General features: G+C 73.0%; 16 protein-coding genes. 6 read left to right on the top strand and 10 right to left on the bottom strand.

Going from position 1 to position 19,376, the window contains the following annotated elements; translation table 11 throughout:
• Positions 1-11: 11 nt before the first annotated feature.
• The 7 genes from ACFY93_RS05440 to ACFY93_RS05470 all read right to left on the bottom strand — a co-directional run bounded on the left by ACFY93_RS05440 (position 12) and on the right by ACFY93_RS05470 (position 6,160).
• Positions 12-1,364, bottom strand: coding sequence for a solute carrier family 23 protein (locus ACFY93_RS05440; protein WP_391354138.1), 1,353 nt, complete (start codon positions 1,362-1,364; stop codon positions 12-14).
• A 479-nt stretch (positions 1,365-1,843) separates the two neighbouring features.
• Complete coding sequence (locus ACFY93_RS05445; RefSeq protein ID WP_391353787.1) at positions 1,844-3,220, bottom strand: 8-oxoguanine deaminase; 1,377 nt, start codon at positions 3,218-3,220, stop codon at positions 1,844-1,846.
• Positions 3,221-3,424: 204 nt separating this feature from the next.
• Entirely contained in the window at positions 3,425-4,363 is a 939-nt protein-coding gene (gene pucL, locus ACFY93_RS05450; RefSeq protein WP_391353788.1) for a factor-independent urate hydroxylase, read from the bottom strand.
• A gap of 5 nt (positions 4,364-4,368) precedes the next feature.
• The gene (gene uraH, locus ACFY93_RS05455) at positions 4,369-4,833 is read right to left on the bottom strand and encodes a hydroxyisourate hydrolase (protein ID WP_391353789.1); all 465 of its coding nucleotides are present in this window, start codon (positions 4,831-4,833) and stop codon (positions 4,369-4,371) included.
• On the bottom strand, positions 4,830-5,345 hold the full coding sequence (uraD, locus tag ACFY93_RS05460) for a 2-oxo-4-hydroxy-4-carboxy-5-ureidoimidazoline decarboxylase (RefSeq protein WP_391353790.1): 516 nt from the start codon (positions 5,343-5,345) through the stop codon (positions 4,830-4,832). The genes uraH and uraD overlap by 4 nt, the downstream gene beginning before the upstream one ends.
• Before the next feature lie 189 nt (positions 5,346-5,534).
• On the bottom strand, positions 5,535-5,912 hold the full coding sequence (locus ACFY93_RS05465; protein WP_391353791.1) for a helix-turn-helix domain-containing protein: 378 nt from the start codon (positions 5,910-5,912) through the stop codon (positions 5,535-5,537).
• Entirely contained in the window at positions 5,909-6,160 is a 252-nt protein-coding gene (locus ACFY93_RS05470; protein ID WP_391353793.1) for a hypothetical protein, read from the bottom strand. The genes ACFY93_RS05465 and ACFY93_RS05470 overlap by 4 nt, the downstream gene beginning before the upstream one ends.
• A 153-nt stretch (positions 6,161-6,313) precedes the next feature.
• Here ACFY93_RS05470 and ACFY93_RS05475 point away from each other — a divergent pair, with 153 nt between their 5' ends.
• The 3 genes from ACFY93_RS05475 to ACFY93_RS05485 all read left to right on the top strand — a co-directional run bounded on the left by ACFY93_RS05475 (position 6,314) and on the right by ACFY93_RS05485 (position 8,970).
• Positions 6,314-7,153 carry a TIM barrel protein gene (locus ACFY93_RS05475; protein ID WP_391353794.1) on the top strand — a complete coding sequence of 280 codons (840 nt, stop codon included), beginning with the start codon at positions 6,314-6,316 and terminating at the stop codon, positions 7,151-7,153.
• A gap of 88 nt (positions 7,154-7,241) precedes the next feature.
• Entirely contained in the window at positions 7,242-8,135 is an 894-nt protein-coding gene (locus ACFY93_RS05480; RefSeq protein WP_391353796.1) for a 2-hydroxy-3-oxopropionate reductase, read from the top strand.
• A gap of 610 nt (positions 8,136-8,745) precedes the next feature.
• Positions 8,746-8,970: a hypothetical protein gene (locus ACFY93_RS05485; protein WP_391353797.1), complete on the top strand. Its 225-nt coding sequence runs from the start codon at positions 8,746-8,748 to the stop codon at positions 8,968-8,970.
• A 297-nt stretch (positions 8,971-9,267) separates the two neighbouring features.
• Here the strand turns inward: ACFY93_RS05485 and gcl are convergent, their stop codons facing one another.
• Positions 9,268-11,052 carry a glyoxylate carboligase gene (gcl, locus tag ACFY93_RS05490; RefSeq protein ID WP_391353798.1) on the bottom strand — a complete coding sequence of 595 codons (1,785 nt, stop codon included), beginning with the start codon at positions 11,050-11,052 and terminating at the stop codon, positions 9,268-9,270.
• A gap of 238 nt (positions 11,053-11,290) precedes the next feature.
• Between gcl and ACFY93_RS05495 the strand changes: the two genes are divergently transcribed.
• Positions 11,291-12,025, top strand: a complete 735-nt coding sequence (locus ACFY93_RS05495; protein WP_391353799.1) for a hypothetical protein — start codon at positions 11,291-11,293, stop codon at positions 12,023-12,025.
• Between the two features lie 67 nt (positions 12,026-12,092).
• Here ACFY93_RS05495 and ACFY93_RS05500 read toward each other — a convergent pair whose 3' ends face one another.
• Together ACFY93_RS05500 and ACFY93_RS05505 are read right to left on the bottom strand one after the other, a co-directional pair.
• Positions 12,093-13,721: an AMP-binding protein gene (locus tag ACFY93_RS05500; RefSeq protein WP_391353800.1), complete on the bottom strand. Its 1,629-nt coding sequence runs from the start codon at positions 13,719-13,721 to the stop codon at positions 12,093-12,095.
• Complete coding sequence (locus ACFY93_RS05505) at positions 13,718-15,412, bottom strand: AMP-binding protein (RefSeq protein WP_391353801.1); 1,695 nt, start codon at positions 15,410-15,412, stop codon at positions 13,718-13,720. Before ACFY93_RS05505 ends, ACFY93_RS05500 begins: the two co-directional genes overlap by 4 nt.
• Positions 15,413-15,513: 101 nt before the next feature.
• Between ACFY93_RS05505 and ACFY93_RS05510 the strand changes: the two genes are divergently transcribed.
• Together ACFY93_RS05510 and ACFY93_RS05515 are read left to right on the top strand one after the other, a co-directional pair.
• The gene (locus ACFY93_RS05510) at positions 15,514-16,365 is read left to right on the top strand and encodes a LuxR C-terminal-related transcriptional regulator (protein WP_391353802.1); all 852 of its coding nucleotides are present in this window, start codon (positions 15,514-15,516) and stop codon (positions 16,363-16,365) included.
• 188 nt (positions 16,366-16,553) lie between these two features.
• Positions 16,554-19,370 carry an AAA family ATPase gene (locus ACFY93_RS05515; protein ID WP_391354140.1) on the top strand — a complete coding sequence of 939 codons (2,817 nt, stop codon included), beginning with the start codon at positions 16,554-16,556 and terminating at the stop codon, positions 19,368-19,370.
• The last annotated feature ends 6 nt before the right edge of the window (positions 19,371-19,376 follow it).

Here is a 19,376-nt window from a genome sequence, read left to right on the forward strand (position 1 = left end):
GGCCGCCGTGCTCAGTGGGCCGGGGCCACCGTCGCGGCCGGCCGGTCGTCGCCGAGCTCCTCGCCCGCCTCCATCGGGTGGGTGACGTCCTCCGCCTCCCGGGCGCCTCCGAAGTGGTTGAAGAGCAGGTTCAGCACGACGGCGGTCACGCAGCCCGTGGAGATACCGGAGTCGAGGACGATCCTCGCCGTCTCGGGGAACGCGTGGTAGAACTCCGGCGCGGTGATGGGGATGATGCCGACGGCGAGGGAGACGGCGACGATCAGGACGTTGTTGTCCTTCTCCAGGCCCGCCCTGACCAGCGTCTGGATGCCGCTCGCCGCGACCGAGCCGAACAGGACGACGCCCGCTCCGCCGAGGACCGGGCGCGGGACGACGGCGATCAGGGACGCCGCCATCGGGCACAGGCCCATCAGCACCAGGAACCCGCCGCCGGTGGCGACGACGTACCGGCTGCGGATGCGTGTCATCGCGACCAGGCCGATGTTCTGTGCGAAGGCGCTGCACATGAAGCCGTTGCAGAGGGGGCTCAGGGCCGAGCCGAGGGTGTCGGCGCGCAGACCGGCCGCGATGGTCCTCTCGTCGGCCGGGCGTTCGACGATCTCGCCGAGGGCCAGCATGTCCGCGGTCGACTCGGTCATCGAGACGACCATCACCACGCACAGGGAGACGATCGCGGCGAGGTGGAACTGCGGGGCCCCGAAGTGGAAGGGCGTCGGGAAGCCGACCACGTCCGCGTCGGCCACCGGAGCGAAGTCGGTGACGCCGAACGGGACGGCGACGAGGGTGCCGACGACGAGCCCGAGCAGGACGGCGATCTGCTTGACGAAACCGCGGGTGAAGCGGCGCAGCAGCAGCACGATGACGAGGGTGGCGGCCGCGAGGCCGAGGAACGTCGGTGAACCGTAGTCGTCGGAGGCCGGATCGGGGCCCTGCGACCAGCCGAAGGCGACCGGCAGCAGCGAGACCCCGATGAGCGTGATGACGCTGCCTGTGACGACGGGCGGGAAGAAGCGGACCGCCTTGCTGAAGAACGGGGCGGCTATGAAGCCGAGGGCGCCCGCGACGATGACGGCGCCGAAGATGACCGGCAGCGCGTCCTTCCTGTCGTCGACGGAGCCGGCCACGGCGAGCATGGGGGCGACGCCGGCGAAGGTGACGCCGTTGACGAACGGCAGGCGGGCACCGATCTTCCAGACGCCGATGGTCTGCAGGAACGTGGCGAGTCCGGCGGTGAACAGGCAGGCGCCGGTGAGGAAGGTCAGTTCGGTCGAGGAGAGGCCGACGGCGGCGCCGACGATCAGGGGCGGGGCGACCACTCCCGCGTACATGGCCGCCACGTGCTGGAGGCCGGTGGTCGCCATCTTGAGCGGCGGGAGTTTCTCGTCGACCGGGTGTTTCAACCGGTCGTTCGGTGCTGGGTCGGTGCTGGGCGCGGGCTGGGCGGCCACGGCGGCTCCTCCGGTCGGTTACGCGTCGGCGTTGGCGCGGGTGTCAGGGAGGTGGTGCACGGGACTTGCAGTACCTCCCGCCCGGATGAGGCGAGCGCGGGGAGGGACCGGGGTGGTGCGTTTCGACACGGTGCGGGCGTGTCGAGTCCGGGTGACGGTCGCCGGGAGGGTCGCGGTGACCTCACGGCGGTGTCGCGGCGTCACGGCGGTGTCGTGGTGACGACGTGCCGGCGACGGCGAGGGTGACCGCTCCGGGAGCGCGCACGTCCATGCGCGCTCCCGGGGGCGGCCGCCGTGGGCCCCGCTCGGGTCCACGGCTGCCGGTCGAGGGCCGTCCCCCTCGACCGGAGTCCGGGTGCCGTACGGCTCGCGGGCGGCGGGCCGTACGGGGGTCAGGCCTCTTCGGCGATGCGGGCCAGGCGCCTGGCCTGCTCGCGGGTGGAGCGGGCGACGGCGTCCTCGTCGACGTGCAGCAGCCGGCCGTCCTCGACGACGGCACGGCCGCCCACGAGGGAGAGGGTGACCGGGGCCGCCGCGCCGAAGACCAGGGCCGTCACCGGGTCGGCGATGGAGGCGTGGGCGAGGGTGTCCAGTCTCCACAGGACGAGGTCGGCGAGCTTGCCCGCCTCCAGGGAGCCGATCTCGGCCGCCCTGCCGAGGACGCGGGCGCCTCCGTGGGTGCCCAGGCGCAGGGCCTGGCGGGCGTTCAGGGCGGCCTCGCGGTGGGCGCCGAGGCGGTTGACGAGGAGGGCGTTGCGCAGTTCGGTGTGGAGTTCGCCGGACTCGTTGGACGCGGTGCCGTCGACGCCGAGGCCGACCGGGACGCCGGCCGCCAGCATGTCGGGGACGCGGGCGATCCCGGCGGCCAGGCGGGCGTTGGAGGACGGGCAGTGGGCGACGCCGGTCCCGGTGCGGGCGAAGGCGGTGATGTCGGAGTCGTTCATGTGGACGCAGTGGGCCATCCACACGTCCTCGCCGAGCCAGCCGGTCGACTCGAAGTAGTCGGTCGGGCCCATGCCGAACAGTTCCTTGCAGAACTGCTCCTCCTCGACGGTCTCCGAGCCGTGGGTGTGCAGCCGTACGCCCTTGCGGCGGGCCAGTCCGGCGCCCTGCCTCATGAGTTCGGTGGAGACGGAGAACGGCGAGCAGGGGGCCACGGCGATCTGGGTCATGGCGCCGAAGGAAGCGTCGTGGTGGGCGTCGATGGTGGCCTCTGTGGCGGCGAGCGCGTCGTCGAGGGTCTCGACGGCGAAGTCCGGCGGCAGTCCGCCGTCCTTCTCGCCGCGGTCCATGGAGCCCCGGGCGAGGGTGAAGCGGACGCCGGTCTCGGACGCGGCCCGGATGATGGCGCCGGACAGGTCGCCGGTGCCCTTCGGGAAGACGTAGTGGTGGTCCATGGCGGTGGTGACCCCGCCACGGGCCATCATGGCGAGCGAGCCCTGCGCGGCGGCGTAGGTCATCGTCTCGTCGATGCGCGCCCAGGTCGGGTAGAGGGCGACGAGCCAGTCGAAGAGGTTGTGGTCGGTGGCCAGGCCACGGGTGATCCACTGGTAGAAGTGGTGGTGCGTGTTGACCAGGCCCGGGGTCGCCAGGTGGCCGGTCGCGTCGACGCGGCGCACCACGTTCGCCAGGTTCCCGGGGGCCTTCCCGGCGCCCACCGACTCGATGGTGCGGCCGGCGACGACGATGTAGCCCGAGGCGTACTCGGTGTCGTCCGCGTCCACGGTCGCGATGGCGCAGTTCTCGATGACGATGCGCTCGACTGCCACGGCGGTTCCTCGTTCTTCCCATTGGCGGACGGACCCGGGGGCCGAGCGGGGTGACGACCGGGTCCGTGGTGCTGTTGTCGCGCAGATGCCCCCGCTCTCCCCCTGGGATGCCGACGCCGGCGCGTGCGTCGGGGGCCGGGCAGCGGTCCCGCCGGGGCGGGACCACGGGCCTGCGGCTCCGGGCCGGTCGCTCCGGGCCGGTGGCTACAGGCTGGTGAGGTCGGCCGGGATGCGCGGCTCGCAGCCGTCGCGCAGCACGGTGCCCTCGATGAGGCCGTAGGGCCGGTCGGCGGCGAAGTAGACCTCGTTGTCGTTCTTCAGGCCGAAGGGTTCGAGGTCGACGAGGAAGTGGTGCTTGTTGGGGAGGGAGAAGCGGACCTCGTCGATCTCGGAGCGGTGGCCGATGATGCGCTCCCCCATCTGGAAGAGGGTCTGCTGCAGCGACAGCGAGTACGTGTCCGCGAAGGCCTGGAGCAGGTGCTTCCTGACCTCGGTGTACGAGGTGTTCCAGTCCGGTACCCGCTGGGTGTCCTCGGTCCAGTTGAACCGCCAGCGGGCGGAGACGTCGGTGGCCAGGATGCGGTCGTACGCCTCCTTCAGCGTCGTGTACTTGTCCTTGACGTATCCCCAGAACTCGGAGTCCGTCGAGTTGAGCACGGTCAGGTCCTTGAGGCCGGAGACGACCTCCCAGTTCCGGCCGTCGAAGGTGACCTGGGTGGTGCGGGTCTCCTGTCCGGTGCGGACGAAGGAGTGGGCCGGTCCGGCCGCCCCGGGCTCGGTGCCGGAGCGGGCGATGCGCTCCCAGCCGTACTCCTCGATGCGGATGCGGGCCGTCGTGATGGGTTCCTGGGAGGTCACGAAGTGCCGGGCGAGGTGGATGCCGAACTGTTCGGCCGACTCGATGCCGTGTTCCTTGGCGAAGGCGAACACGGTGTTCTTGGTGGTGTCGGTCGGCAGGACGTGCGCGTTGGAGCCCGAGTAGTGGACGTCGTCCATGTCGCCGCTGAGCGCGACGGAGACGTTCAGGTCCTTGATGTGGTGGGTGGTGCCGTCACGGACGATCCGGACGACGCGGTTCTCGGCCTTGCCGTACTGGTTCTGGCCCAGGACGACGGTACGGGCGGTACGGGACTCGGTGGTCATGTCTGCTAGCTCCCTCGGTAAACGGAGTAGCCGAACGGGTTGAGCAGCAGCGGTACGTGGTAGTGCTCGCCCGGCTCGACGGCGAAGGTGATCGCCACCTCGGGGAAGAACACTCCTGCGGCACCGCTGTCCCGATTCGCGGGGGCGTCCTGCTGCGCATCGGCTCGATTCTGCTGCTGCTTCTGCTGCTTCTTCTCGAAGTACGGTTCGACGGCGAAGTCGAGCCGTACGTGTGTCGTGCCCGGCGGCAGTGCCGGCAGGTCCTTGCACCGTCCGTCCGCGTCCGTCGCGGATCCGCCGAGCGGCCGCCACGCGGCGTCGCGCCCGGTACGGGCGGCGAGCTGTACGGCGACCCCTCCGGCGGGGCGTCCCGCGCTGGTGTCCAGGATGTGCGTGGACACGGAGGCGGGGCCGCGGTCGGTGCCGGCGCCGGTGTCGGTGGGGGCGTCCGTGGGGGTGTCGGTGCTCATGCCTCTGCTTCCTGTACGAGACCGGCCAGCCGGATGCGGTTGATCTTCCCCAGTTCGGCGCGGACGATCTCGCGTTCCCGGCCGGGCGGGTTGCCGATCCGTTCCCTGAGCGCGTCGCGCATCTGCTCGCCGGTCCGGCCGGTGGCGCAGATCAGGAAGACGTGGCCGAACCGCTCCTGGTAGGCCAGGTTCAGTTCGAGCATCTCCTCCTTCAGCTCGCCGGAGGCGCCGGCCATGCCGCGCTGTTCCCGCGAGGAGGTGGGGTCGCCGGGTCTCGGCCGCCCGATCGGCGGGTGCCCGGCCATCGCCTCCTGAAGGTCCGCGGTGGTCAGTCCGGCCGTCGCGGTGTCGCTCGCGGCGAGGAGTTCCCCGACGGCGGCGTACGGACGGCCGGCGAGGACCCTGCTCCCCCACGCCGACGACGCGCACACCTCGTGCAGTGCTGCGGCGGCCGCGTGCTCCTCCAGGGCGTTGAACCGGGTGAGGCCCGGTGTGGTGGAACTCGACGTCACGGGAGCCTCCGTGGCCTTGGTGCTGGACGGGCTGCGGATAGCTAACGCCCTCGAAAACCCGGCGTCAACAGTTTGTTGAAAACTCTCGGGATCGGAAAACGCCGCCCGGTGGGGCCGGGCGGCGGCGGTCGTACGAGGGACGCGCCGGGGACGCGCGAGGGGCCCCCGGGCGGTCGGCGAGGGGTCGGATCACTCGCCCTTCGCGGCGTTCTCCCTGTTCAGGTAGTTGTACACGGTGAAGCGGCTGACGCCGAGCGCGGTCGCGACGGTCTCCACGCCGTGCCGTACGGAGAAGGCCCCGCGGGCCTCGAGTATCCGTACGACCTCCTGCTTGGCCTTGCGGTCGAGCGCGGCGAGCGGCACGCCGCGCTGCCGCTCCAGCGAGGCGAGGATGTGGTCGAGCGAGTCGGCGAGCTGGGGCAGCCGGACCGCCACGACCTCGGCGCCCCGCCAGGACAGCACGACGTCGTCGGCGCCGGCCTGGCCCGGGGGCAGCATCTCGCCGCCCATGGCGTCGACGAGCGGTTTGACCGCCGCGACGAAGGGCTCGTCCCCGAGGCCGTTCACCGCTCCTCCTCGCCGACCACGTTGAGCTGCAGCGAGATCCGGGTGGCGCCCGCCTCCAGGGACGTGCGCAGCAGGGCTTCGACCGCGGCGAGCACGGCGTCGGCACCCCCCTCGGCGGTGTTGCCGAACGGGCCGACGTCCACGGCGTCGAGACCGCCCGCCTCGATGACCTCACGGGCCGCCAGCGCGTGCGGCGGCGCCTCGTCGAGGTCGAAGGGCTCGGTCGTGAACTCCACTCTCAATCGCACCCGCTCAACCTACTGCGCGGTTCCGGATTGCCGGCAGGCCCCTCTTGACAAGGCGCGACAGCCGACGGCAGTCTTCCATTAAGCAGAAAAAAACTTCCGCAATACGGAATACCCGAACTGACGGAACCTACACGGAAGGGAGCGCCGGCCCGGATGGGATTCGCAGACCAGCGCTTCAACGTCAACCTGTCGATCCTCTTCACGGAACTCCCGCTCCTGGAGCGCCCCGCGGCCGCCGCCGCGGCGGGCTTCACGGCGGTCGAGCTGTGGTGGCCCTGGGTCGACTCCCCCACCCCGGAGCAGTCCGAGCTCGACGCCCTCAGGTCGGCGATCGAGGACGCGGGCGTCCGGCTGACGGGGCTGAACTTCTACGCCGGGCAGCTGCCGGGTCCCGACCGGGGCGCGCTGTCGGTGCCCGGGGAGGAGTCGGAGCGGTTCCGCGCCAACATCGACGTGGCCGCCGAATTCGCCCGCTCGCTCGGCTGCACGGCGCTCAACGCGCTGTACGGCAACCGCGTCGACGGCGTGGACCCGGCCGAACAGGACGCGCTCGCGCTGGAGAACCTGGTCCTCGCGGCGCGGGCCGCCGACCGGATCGGCGCGATCCTCCTGATCGAGACCCTCAACCAGCCGGAGTCGCCGCTCTACCCGCTGGTGACGGCCCCGGCCGGCATCGCGGTCGTCGACCGGGTGAACGAGGCGACCGGCCTGGACAACGCCAGATTCCTGATGGACCTGTACCACCTGTCCATGAACGGCGAGGACCTCCCGTCGGTGATCGAGCGGTACGCCTCGCGCACCGGCCACGTCCAGATCGCCGACAACCCCGGCCGCGGCGCCCCCGGCACCGGCTCCCTCCCCCTGGAGGACCTGCTGGACCGACTGGCGAAGGCCGGTTACGAGGGGTGGGTCGGCCTGGAGTACAAGCCGGGCGGGCTGCCCGGCGCCGAGGCCTTCGCGTGGCTGCCGCGCGAGGCACGCGCCGCCCGCTGAGCCCTCGCCCGCCCCGTCGCCGCGCACCCGTGCAGCGCGCGGCACCCCATCGACGTATCGCAGCAGTCGCAGTCAGAGAGGCACCCTCATGAGCAACAACCTCCCCAGGATCGCCTGGATCGGTCTCGGCATCATGGGCTCCCCGATGTCGGAGAACCTGATCAAGGCCGGATACGACGTCACCGGCTTCACCCTGGAGCAGGACAAGCTGGACCGGCTGACCGCGGCCGGCGGCACGGCGGCCGGCTCGATCGCCGAGGCCGTCCGCGGCGCCGACGTGGTGATCACGATGGTGCCCGCCTCGCCGCAGGTCGAGGCCATCGCGTACGGCCCCGACGGCATCCTGGAGAACGCGCGCCCCGGTGCGCTCGTCATCGACATGTCGTCGATCACCCCGCAGACCTCCGTGGACCTGGCCCGGGCCGCGGCGGCCAAGGGCATCCGGGTGCTCGACGCCCCGGTGTCCGGGGGCGAGGCCGGTGCGATCGAGGCCGTGCTGTCCATCATGGCCGGGGGCGAGCAGGCCGACTTCGACGAGGCCGAGCCGCTCTTCGCGGCGCTCGGGAAGACCATCGTGCTCTGCGGTCCGCACGGCTCCGGTCAGACCGTGAAGGCCGCCAACCAGCTGATCGTCGCCGTGAACATCCAGGCGTGCGCCGAGGCCGTGGTCTTCCTGGAGAAGTCCGGCGTGGACCTGGGGGCGGCGCTCGACGTCCTGGGCGGCGGACTGGCCGGCTCCACCGTGCTGGCCCGCAAGAAGGACAACTTCCTGAACCGCGACTTCAAGCCGGGCTTCCGCATCGACCTGCACCACAAGGACATGGGCATCGTCACGGACGCCGCCCGCACCGTCGGGGCCGCCCTGCCGGTCGGCTCCCTCGTCGCCCAGCTCGTCGCCGGCCTCCGCGCCCAGGGCGACGGCGGCCTCGACCACTCGGCGCTGCTGCGCTCGGTCGAGCGCCTGTCCGGCGCACGGGTCTGACACCCGGCCCGTCCAGACTCCGGGTGGCGCCGCCGCTGACACCTGTCCTGTCGCGCCCAGGCGGCGGCGCCACCCGGAACCACCGGTGAACCGGTGAACGAACCAAGAGCTGCGTCCGGGACCTGACGGGAGGTCTGGTCCCGGGCGCGACGGCCCGCGGCGGCCCCGGACCCGGATGAGGGGTGTCCGAAGGCCGCACGGGCGGACCGCGCCGGCCGATCCGGCCGGCGCGGCGTGGGGACCGCGGCGGTGTGCGAGCCAGTGCGGTGGTACAGGGGCGGAGCCCCGGTCCCGACCTGAGGGACCGGGCCCCGGCCCGTCGCATCCGCCGCGGTCCCGGCCACGCGTTCTGGGTGAGCCCTTCCGCTCACCCTCCCGCCACCTCCCGCCCGCCTCCGAAGGAGGCCCCCCACCCCGTCCGGCGGTGCGAACGTCCCGTCGCGCCCGGCCTCGCACCGTCGGACGGCACCAGGCCCAGGCCCCGGCCCCGGGCCAGGAGCGCCGGGTACGGACGGTCCCGTACCCGGCGCTTCGCCGTGCCCGGCCCGGGGAGCACCCCCGGACGGCGGTCCGGGGTGCGGATCCGAACGGACCGCAGCAGCCTGGGGGCATGAACCTTCCCAGCATCGTCGTGCACGCCCCGGCCCTCGACGGGTCCCGCCGGATCACCGCGGGCAGCCAGACCCTCGGTATCGCCTATCACCTGGACGACGTCGTCGAGGTGCTGCGGCAGGCGGACCTCGACGAGATCGAGGTCGAGGAGAGCGACATCATCGACTGGCGGGGCGGCGGCCCCGAGGACTGGCCGGGGCTCACGGAGCACCCTGCCCGCTAGGGGGTGGCGGACCGTCACAGGTGCGGGGCGGGATCCGCACCTGCGTACGCCACCGGGCGTAGACGGTCTACGGAACCCTCAAATCAACCTCTGAACCTCCGCCGGGAGGCTTCAACTCCCCCCGGTCCTGGGAACATTCTCGGCACACGGGGCCCGCCGGCACGGGGGTGGCGGGCCCTACCGGGCAGACCGCGGCGTCGGGGGCACGAGCGGCGCGGTCACTGCGGGCCCGGGCACGCCGGAGGGGCGGCTCACCGCACGGTGGGCCGCCCCTCGGCGTCACGGGGTCCGGCGGGTTCAGACCTTCAGCGGCCTGATCGCCGTCGGCGCGTGGCCGGGCTCCGTCGCCAGGTCCTCGAACTCCGTCACGTCGCTGATGTCGTTCGACCTGCTCATCGCGATGTTGGTGACGCGCTCCAGGATCGCCTCGACGACGACCGGCACCCGGTGCTCGGCGGCGAGCTTCTTCGCCTGCTCGAAGGCCGCGCCCAGCTCGGCCGGGTCGGTCACCCGGATCGCCTTGCAGCCGAGGCCCTCGACGACCTTGACGTGGTCGACGCCGTAGACGCCGAGCTCCGGGGAGTTGATGTTCTCGAACTCCAGGTTGACCTGGAAGTTGATGTCGAGGCCGACCTGCGCCTGCCGGATCAGGCCCAGGTAGGCGTTGTTGACCAGGACGTGGACGTACGGGATGCGGTGCTGGGCGCCGACGGCCAGCTCCTCCAGCATGAACTGGAAGTCGTAGTCGCCGGAGAGCGCGACGACCTGCGCGTCCGGGTCCGCCGTGGCGATGCCGAGCGCGGCCGGGACGGTCCAGCCGAGCGGTCCCGCCTGGCCGCAGTTGATCCAGTGGCGCGGGCGGTAGACATGCAGCATCTGGGCGCCCGCGATCTGCGAGAGGCCGATGGTGGAGACGTACCGGGTCTCCGGACCGAATGCCTTGTTCATCTCCTCGTAGACGCGCTGCGGCTTCATCGGGATGTCGTCGAAGTGCGTACGCCGCTGCAGGGCCGCCCGGCGCTCCTGTGCCGAGGCCGCCCATGCCGAGCGGTCCGGGAGCCCGCCGGCCGCCTTGAGCTCACGGGCCGCCTCGACGAACAGCTCCAGGGCCGCCTTGGCGTCGGAGGCGATGCCGTAGTCCGGTGCGAAGATCTTCCCGATCTGGGTGGGCTCGATGTCGACGTGCACGAACGTGCGGCCGGCGGTGTAGACGTCCAGCCTGCCGGTGTGGCGGTTGGCCCAGCGGTTGCCGATGCCGAGGACGAAGTCCGACTCCAGGAACGTCGCGTTGCCGTAGCGGTGCGAGGTCTGCAGGCCGACCATGCCCGCGTTCAGTTCGTGGTCGTCGGGCAGCACGCCCCAGCCCATGAGCGTCGGGACGACCGGGACGCCGGTCAGCTCGGCGAACTCGACGAGGAGTTCGCAGGCGTCGGCGCCCACGACGCCGCCGCCGGCGACGATCAGGGGGCGCCGTGAGTCGTTGAGAAGCGCGATCGCCTTCTCGATCTGGGCGCGGGTCGCGGCGGGCCTGTACGCCGCGAGCGGCTCGTACGTCTCCGGGTCGAACTCGATCTCGGTCAGCTGGACGTCGATGGGCAGGTCGATGAGGACCGGGCCAGGGCGGCCGGAGCGCATCAGGTGGAAGGCCTGCTGGAAGACGCCGGGGACCTGGGCCGCTTCGAGGACCGTGACGGCCATCTTGGTCACGGGCTTGGCGATGGAGGCGATGTCGACCGCCTGGAAGTCCTCCTTGTGGATCACCGCGGTCGGCGCCTGGCCGGTGATGCAGAGGATCGGGATCGAGTCGCCGATGGCGGAGTAGAGCCCCGTGATCATGTCGGTGCCCGCCGGACCGGAGGTGCCGACGCAGACGCCGATGTTGCCGGGGTGGGTGCGGGTGTAGCCCTCCGCCATGTGCGAGGCGCCCTCGACGTGGCGGGCGAGCGTGTGGCTGATCCCCCCGGACGCCTCGAGCGCCGCGTAGAAGGGGTTGATCGCCGCGCCGGGGACACCGAACGCGTTGCTGACACCCTCGCGCTTGAGGATCTCGACTGCCGCGCGGGCAGCGGTCATACGAGCCATGGGGTTCTCCTGCTTCGGCCGTAGGACTCCTGCTCCCGTCGCGCCCCGCGGAGAGCCGGTCCATTCCAACTTTCCGTATGGTGGAAAGTATTTTCTGCTATCTGGAAGCAATCTAGGGGGAGCGCCCGAGCACGTCAAGACTGGGCGTGCGTCCGGGCGTTCCGCTGTGGGAGGGCCGCCGGCAGGAGCACCATGGGACCGCTGTTCCGCGTTGCCGCGTCAGGTGCTGGAGGGGGTCATGGCCGAGAGCGTGCCGGTACGGTGTCCGTTCTGCCGACGCGAGCACCTGTACGCGCCGCCGTCGTACCCGTGCGTGTGCGGGGCCCCGGTGACTCCGGCGCTCGACCGCCTCGCCGCTCCGGAGCCCGTCACCCAGCGCACCTGGGACGAGGACTGGGCGGAGATGCGCTGCGGCGCCTGTGGCCGCGCGAGCCACTGGCCGCACCCGGAGTGGGGCTGCGCGTGCGGGACGGTGCTGCGGTTCGCCCTGCGGCGGACGCCCGGGCCCGCGGAGCAAGCCGAAGGGACGGAGGCGGCGTCCTCGGAGGAGGCCGAAGGGACGGAGGCGGCGTCCGCGGAGACGCCGGTGGCCCGGCGGCCCTTCCAGCCGGTCACCATCCGAACCGCGCGGGACGCCGTCACCGCGGCCGCGCTGTATCTGCGGTGGCTCGGGTACCGGGACATCCGGCGGGCCGACCAGCGGCCGCCGGCCGGGGTGGGGCTCGCGGCGCGCGGCATCCTGGCCCAGGTCGATCCGACCGTGCGCCCGGCCACGGTGCGGGACGTGGAGTGTCTGTGGCTGACCGCCATGACGGAGTCGGCCCAGTGCGTCTACTTCTCGCTCGCGGGATACGCCGACGACGCGCGGTCCCGCGCCGACGCCCTCGGCGTTCCCCTGTTCGTCCTCGATCTGACGGGCACCCCGCAGCCGGTCAACAGCCCGGCCGGGCGGCTCTGTGCCCCGGGCGCCTGACGGGCGGGCACCGGGCGGCCCGCCCCGGCCGCCGCGCCCACCCGCTCCGGTGCCCGCCCGGCGGGGCTCACGCCTCCCGCGCGGACTCCTCCCGCAGCTCGATCTTGCGCACCTTCCCCGACACCGTCATCGGGAAGGACTCCATGACGCGCAGCCTGCTCGGGATCTTGTAGTGGGCGAGCTGCCCGTCGCAGAAGGCGCGCAGTTCCTCCAGCGTGAGCGGGTCCGCCGGGTCCCGGGTGATGACGCAGGCCAGCACCTCCTCGCCGTACCGCTCGTGGGGGACGCCGACCACCTGGACGTCGGCGATCTTCGGGTGCGCGTACAGGAACTCCTCGATCTCCCTGGGGTAGATGTTCTCGCCACCCCGGATGATCATGTCCTTGATGCGGCCGACGATCTCGACGTACCCGTCCTCGCGCATGAGGGCGAGGTCGCCCGTGTGCATCCAGCGGCCGGGGTCCACGGCGTCCGCGGTCCGCTCGGGCTCCTCCCAGTAGCCGAGCATCACGCTGTAGCCCCGGGTGCGCAGTTCGCCCGCCGTGCCGCGCGGCAGGGTCACCCCGGTGACCGGGTCGACGACCTTGACCTCGATGTGCGGCAGGACGCGGCCGACGGTGCCGGTGCGGTGCTCCAGGTCGTCGTCGCGGCGGGTCTGCAGGGACACCGGCGAGGTCTCCGTCATGCCGTAGCAGATGGAGACCTCCTCCATGTGCATCTCGGCGACCACCCGCTTCATCACCTCGACCGGGCAAGGGGAGCCGGCCATGATCCCGGTCCGCAGCGACGACAGGTCGTACGTGGCGAAGTCCGCGAGGTTGAGCTCGGCGATGAACATGGTCGGGACGCCGTACAGGGACGTGCAGCGCTCCTGCTGGACCGCCCGCAGGGTGGCCGCGGGATCGAACGACGGCGCCGGGATGACGACGCAGGCGCCGTGCGAGGTGGCGCCCAGGTTGCCCATGACCATGCCGAAGCAGTGGTAGAAGGGCACGGGCAGGCACACCCGGTCCTGTTCCGTGTAGCCGACCGTACGGCCCACCCAGTACCCGTTGTTGAGGATGTTGTGGTGGGAGAGCGTGGCCCCCTTGGGGAAGCCGGTGGTGCCCGAGGTGTACTGGATGTTGACCGGGTCGTCGCAGCTCAGCTCCGCCGCCGCCTCCGCCAGCCGCTCCGGCGTGACCGAAGCCGCGCCCGCCGTCAGCGCGTCCCAGGACGCGTCGCCGATGTAGACCGTCTCGCGCAGGCCGGGACACTTACCGCGGACCTGGTCCACCAGGGCCCGGTAGTCGCTGTCCTTGTGCCGCCGGGAGGCGACCAGCAGCGACACACCGGCCTGCCGCAGCACGTACTCCACCTCGTGGGCGCGGTAGGCGGGGTTGATGTTCACCATGATCGAGCCGATGCGGGCGGTGGCGTACTGCACCAGCACCCACTCCGGGCAGTTGACCGCCCAGATCCCGACCCGGTCGCCCCTCGCCACACCCTTGGCGAGCAGCCCGCGCGCCACCTCGTCGACCGCGGCGGCGAACTCCGCGTACGTCCAGCGGCGGCCGGAGGGCACGTCCACGAGGGCGTCGCGGTCCGGGTGGGCGGCGACGGCCCGGTCGAGGTTGGCGCCGATGGTGTCGCCGAGCAGCGGCGTCGTGCTGGTCCCGTGGGCGTAACTCGGCTCGGAGGCCTGGGAGTCGGTCACCGGACGTCCTCCTCGCGGTACTCGTCGGCGGAACCGGCCGCGGTGGCCTCGCGCAGTTCGATGCGGCGGATCTTGCCCGACACGGTCTTGGGCAGCGCGCCGAACTCCAGCCGCCGCAGGCGCTTGTACGGGGCGAGGACGGTGCGCGAGTGCTCGAAGAGCACCTTGGCGATGTCGGGGCCCGGTTCGTACCCCTCGGCGAGGACGATGTACGCCTTCGGGACGGCCAGCCTCAGCTCGTCCGGGGCGGGCACGACGGCGGCCTCGGCGACCGCCTCGTGCTCCAGCAGGGCGCTCTCCAGCTCGAACGGGCTGATCTTGTAGTCGCTCGCCTTGAAGACGTCGTCCGCGCGCCCGACGTAGGTGATGTAACCGTCCTCGTCGCGCGCGCCGATGTCGCCGGTGCGGTAGTAGCCGCCTGCCATGGCCTCGGCCGTCCGGTCGGCGTCCCCGTGGTAGCCGGTCATCAGCCCCACGGGGTGGTCGGCCATGTCGATCGCGATCTCGCCCTCGTCCGCACCGGGGGCGCCGGTGACCGGATCGAGCAGTTCGATGCGGTAGCCCGGGCTGGGCCGCCCCATCGAGCCCGTCTTCAGCTCCTGGCCCGGGCTGTTGGAGACCTGCACGGCGGTCTCGGTCTGCCCGAAGCCGTCCCGGACGGTGACGCCCCAGGCGCGCCGCACCCGCTCGATGACCTCGGGGTTGAGCGGCTCGCCCGCGGCGACGGCCTCGCGCGGCGGGGTGCGCAGCTGGGCCAGATCGGCCTGGATCAGCATCCGCCAGACGGTCGGCGGGGCGCAGAAGGTGGTGACGCCCGCGCGGTCCATCTCCGCCATGAGCCGGCCCGCGTCGAAGCGGGTGTAGTTGTGGATGAAGACGGTCGCCTCGGCGTTCCAGGGGGCGAAGAGGTTCGACCAGGCGTGCTTGGCCCAGCCGGGTGAGGAGATGTTCAGGTGGACGTCGCCGGGCTTCAGTCCGATCCAGTACATGGTCGCGAGGTGGCCGACCGGGTACGAGGCGTGGGTGTGCTCGACGAGCTTGGGGCGGGCCGTGGTGCCCGAGGTGAAGTACAGCATCAGCGGATCGTCCGAGTGGGTGACGCCGTCCGGCTCGAACTCCGGGGCGGACGCGTAGGCCTCCTCGTACGACAGCCAGCCGGGGACCGGCCCGTCGGTGCCCGTGCCGCCGACCGCGACGCGGGTGTAGCGGCCGGGCACGTCGTCGAACTTCGCTGTGTCCTCGGCGCGTGCGACGACGTGCCGGACCCGGCCGCGTTCGACGCGGTCGCGCAGGTCGGCGGGGCCGAGCAGGGTGGTCGCCGGGATGACCACGGCGCGCAGTTTCATCGCGGCGAGAGCGATCTCCCAGAGCTCGACCTGGTTGCCGAGCATCACCAGGACCCGGTCCTCGGGGCGGACGCCCTGGGCGCGCAGCCAGTTCGCGGCACGGGCCGAGCGCTCGGACATCTCGGCGAAGGAGAAGACGGCGCGCTCGCCGTCCTCCTCGACGATGTGCAGGGCGGTGCGGTCGTTGTCCCGCGCGATGACGTCGAACCAGTCGAGCGCCCAGTTGAACCGGTCCGGACGCGGCCAGCGGAAGCCCTCGTAGGCCGCGGCGTAGTCCGCGCGGTGCTCCAGCAGGAAGTCCCGCGCGGCCCGGAACCGCTCCGTCGCGCTCGTCGTCACCGTCATGTGTCCTCCTCGTTGCCGGACAGCCGCTTACCATCGTGTATTCCGTGACACAGGTCTCACCACCCCCGAACGGGGGTGCGCCGCGACAAGGGGGCGAGCGGGTGGCAGCTGACATGGCGGAGGCGGTGGAGGTACGCGGCGCGCTGATACGGCTGCGGCGCGCGACGGGGCTCCCGGTCGCCTTCGGCGGGCTGGTCGAGCCGGGGCGCCCGCAGGTGCGGATCAGCGAGCTGAACGGCACCTCGACGGCGGCGCTCAGCGCGCTCGCGGTGTCCTCGGGCAACGGTCTGGGCGGCAAGGCGGTGGCACTCGCCCGCCCGTGCGCGGTCACGGACTACTCGTCGTCGCGGCAGATCAGCCACGAGTACGACGTGGCGGTGGCGGCGGAGGGACTGCGCTCGGTCCTCGCCGTCCCCGTGGTGGTGCGCCGCCGGGTGCGCGGCGTGCTGTACGGGGCGCTGCGGACGGCCCAGCCGCTGGGCGACCGGACGCTGAGCGCGGCGGTGGAGGCGGCGCGGGACGTGGAGCAGGCGCTGGTCGTACGGGACGAGGCGCACCTTCTGCTGGCCGCCGCGCGGGAGCGGGCCCCCGGCCCGGACGCGGCCGGGGGCGCCGGGTGGGAGCAGGTGCGGGAGGCGCACGGGGCGCTGCGGGCGCTGGCGCCGAGGATCGTGGACCCGGCGGTGCGGGCGGAGCTGCTGGCGGTGTGCGGGCGGCTGGCCGGGGCGGCGTCGCCGGACGGCGCCGGAGCGCGTGCGGTGGATCTGGCGCCGCGTGAGCTGGACGTGCTCGCCTGTGTGGCCGCGGGGACGACGAACGCGGCCGCGGCGCAGCGGCTCGGGGTGCGTCCGGAGACGGTGAAGGGGTATCTGCGGTCGGCGATGCGGAAGCTGGGGGCGCACACGCGGCTGGAGGCCGTGGTGGCGGCGCGCCGGGCGGGGCTGCTGCCCTGACGCCGGTCCTCGGGGCCGCGCGGAGGCTGTCCCGGTCGCGGGGCCCGTACGGCACGGGCAATTCGTTCACGCGGTGGCGCAATTCCATGTGAATGTTGTTTGTTGCTTTTCTCTCACCTCGCGGACCGTCCGGTTTTCAATGGTCCAGTGCCTAATATTGGCCCGTACACGACACCGCGAGGGGAGCGCTGACCGTGCGAGGGGATGTCACCGAATCTGCGAGACCCCGCCCCGACCTGGTCATCGGCCGGGATGACCTGTTCACCCGGGCGCGTGAGCAGCTGGCCGGCGGCGGCAGTGTGCTGGTGCACGGGCCCGCCGGAATTGGGAAGTCGACCGTCCTGCGGGCATTGGCCACGCAATACACCGCGACGGCACGGACCGTATTGCGGTGTTCGGCGACGGAGTCCGAATCCCATCTGCCGTTCCTCGCTCTGGCCGACCTCCTCGGTCTGGTCGTCGACGAGGTCTCCGAAGGGCTGCCCGCCCCGCAGCGCACCGCCCTGGAATCGGCGCTCACCGGCCGCGGCGAGTCCACCCTGCTGCGCGACGGGCTCGCGCTGCGCCTCGCGGTGCTGTCGGTGTTCCGCTCGCTGGCCGCGCGCGGCCCCCTCCTGATCGTCGCCGACGACCTCCAGTGGCTGGATCCGGCCAGCGCCGAACTGCTCGGCTTCGCCGCCCGCCGGCTCGGCGGCACCCCCGTACGGATGCTGTGCGCGGTCCGCACCGACAGCGAACCCCGAGGGCGCCGGCACGACATCCAGCTGCGCGCGTGCCCCCCGGACACCCTGGCCGTACGCGTCGCCCCGCTCCCCCACGCGCAGGTCGCCGAGCTGCTCCGCCGGCACGGCCACACCCGCCTGCCCCGCTCCATCGTCCGGGACATCCACCGCACCAGCGGCGGCAACCCGCTCTTCGCCCTGGAACTGGGGCGCGCGCTCGCGGAGAGCCCGACCCCGCCGCGCCCCGGCGAGCCGCTTCCGGTGCCGACCTCGCTGCGCGCCCTCGTCCTGAGCCGGCTGGACATGCTGTCCGCCGAGGCCCGCCGCACCCTGCTCGTGGCGAGCGCCGGAGCCCGCCCGACCCTGGCCCTGCTGCACGCGGCCGGGCGGGCGAACGCCGAGGCGGAGACCGCCCTGGCGGCCTCGCTGGGGCTGCTCACGACCGAACAGGACGCGCCCGGCATCCGGTTCGCGCACCCCCTGGTCTCGGCCGCCCTCTACGCGGAGGCGACCTCCGCCGAGCGGCGGGCCGCCCACGCCGCGCTGTCCACGGCGGCCGGTGACCCCATCGAACGGGCCCGTCACCTCGCCCTCGCCTCCACCGGACCCGACCCGCGCGTCGCCGCCCGGCTCGGCGAGGCGGCGACCGCGGCCCGCGACCGGGGCGCGCCCCGCGTCGCCGCCGAACTCGGACTGCTGGCGGCCCGGCACACCCCGGCCGACGACGTCCCCGGGCCCGACGAACGGCGGCTGCGGGCCGCCGAGGACGCGCTGACCGCCGGTGAGAGCGACCTCGCCCGGGACCTCGCCCGTGAGGTGCTCGCCCAGGCGTCCACGCCGGCCCACCGGGTGCGGGCGTGGATGGTGGTGATCGACGCGGCGGGCCAGGCGATGCCCGAGGTCGACGCCGTCTTCCCGCAGGCGCTGGCCGACGCGGGCGACGACCCCCGGCTGCTCGCCTCGGTCCGCTACCGGCTGGCCTGGCGGACGCTCATCGCCGAGGGCGACCTGGCGAAGGGCCGGGTGGAGGCCGCACGCGCCGCCGAGCTCGCCGCGCGGGGCGGGGACCGGCCCACGGAACTGCTGGCCCTGGCCCTGCGGGCGCAGATGGAGACGCTGACGGGGCACCCGGCGGCCCCTGACACCATCGAGCGGGCGATGCGGGAGCCGCAGGACGCGCGGGTGGCGTGCGATCACAACGGCGCGGGCGCGGTCCGCTTCCGCTGGCTGCTCATGGGCGACCGGCTCGCCGAGGCCCGCTCGACGATCACCGGACTGCTGGGCGAGGTGCGGCGGCGCGGCATGGCCGAGAGCGAGGTGCACTTCCTGCGCTGCCTCGCCGAGACGGAGCTGCTGGCCGGACAGTGCGGCCGGGCCCTCGACCTCGCCCGGGAGAGCCTGCGGCTCGCGCGGGACACCGGGATCGGCGAGGCGGCCGGGGCGATGGTGACCTCGCTCGCCGAGGCCGCGGGCGGCGACGTCCGCCAGGCGCTCGCACTGGCCCGGGAGGCCGTGGAGCGGGCGGAGCGGGAGGGCGATCTGGTCTACCTCTCGCGGGCCCTGTTCGCGCTCGGGCACGCCCGCCTGGTGGCCGGGGACGCGTCGGGGGCCGTCCAGGCGCTGCGCCGGGTGCGGGATCTGGAGGAGGGGCTCGGGGTCGACCCGGCGCGGGGACGCTGGCAGGGCGATCTCGCGGAGGCGCTGGTGCGCACCGGTGACCCCGGCCAGGCGCAGGACGTCATCGACACGACCCGGGAGCGCGCGCTGCGGCTCGGCCGGGCGAGCGTGCTCGCCGTCCTGGACCGGGCGGAGGGCCTGGTGCACGCGGCGCGCGGCGACCTGGACGTCGCGGAGGCCCTCCTGAGGTCGGCGCGCGACCGGCTCGGCGAACTCGGCTGCGGGCTGGAGGCGGCGCGGGCCGCGTTCGCGCTGGCGGGCCTGCGCCCGCACCGGCCCGGCCCGGCCCCGTACGACGAGGCGGTACGGATGTTCCGCCGCTGCCGCGCGCGGCCCTGGCTGCGGCAGGTGGAGGCGGCCGCGGCCGTACCGCGCCCTCCCCGGCAGGCGGCTCCCCCGGCCCCCGCCGCCCTGGACGCTCTCGCGGCGACGGAACGCCAGGTCGCCGCGCTGGTCATGGAGGGCGCGACCAACCGGGAGATCGCGGCCCGCCTCTTCCTCAGCGTCAAGACGGTCGAGGCCACGCTGACCCGGGTCTACCGCAAGCTGGGCATCCGGTCCCGGGTGGACATCGTGCGGCTGGCCGCGGGACGGGCGGCGGGCTGAACGGCG

The organism is Streptomyces sp. NPDC008313, from assembly GCF_042956125.1.
In the GTDB taxonomy this organism is placed as follows: domain Bacteria; phylum Actinomycetota; class Actinomycetes; order Streptomycetales; family Streptomycetaceae; genus Streptomyces.

What these genes read in the sequence shown, in the direction of transcription:
- ACFY93_RS05485 (WP_391353797.1), top strand. Translation starts at nt 8,746, where the DNA reads ATGAACCTTCCCAGCATCGTCGTGCACGCCCCGGCCCTCGACGGGTCC.
- gcl (WP_391353798.1), bottom strand. Translation starts at nt 11,052, where the DNA reads ATGGCTCGTATGACCGCTGCCCGCGCGGCAGTCGAGATCCTCAAGCGC.
- ACFY93_RS05475 (WP_391353794.1), top strand. Translation starts at nt 6,314, where the DNA reads ATGGGATTCGCAGACCAGCGCTTCAACGTCAACCTGTCGATCCTCTTC.
- uraH (WP_391353789.1), bottom strand. Translation starts at nt 4,833, where the DNA reads ATGAGCACCGACACCCCCACGGACGCCCCCACCGACACCGGCGCCGGC.
- ACFY93_RS05505 (WP_391353801.1), bottom strand. Translation starts at nt 15,412, where the DNA reads ATGACGGTGACGACGAGCGCGACGGAGCGGTTCCGGGCCGCGCGGGAC.
- ACFY93_RS05480 (WP_391353796.1), top strand. Translation starts at nt 7,242, where the DNA reads ATGAGCAACAACCTCCCCAGGATCGCCTGGATCGGTCTCGGCATCATG.
- ACFY93_RS05495 (WP_391353799.1), top strand. Translation starts at nt 11,291, where the DNA reads ATGGCCGAGAGCGTGCCGGTACGGTGTCCGTTCTGCCGACGCGAGCAC.
- pucL (WP_391353788.1), bottom strand. Translation starts at nt 4,363, where the DNA reads ATGACCACCGAGTCCCGTACCGCCCGTACCGTCGTCCTGGGCCAGAAC.
- ACFY93_RS05440 (WP_391354138.1), bottom strand. Translation starts at nt 1,364, where the DNA reads ATGGCGACCACCGGCCTCCAGCACGTGGCGGCCATGTACGCGGGAGTG.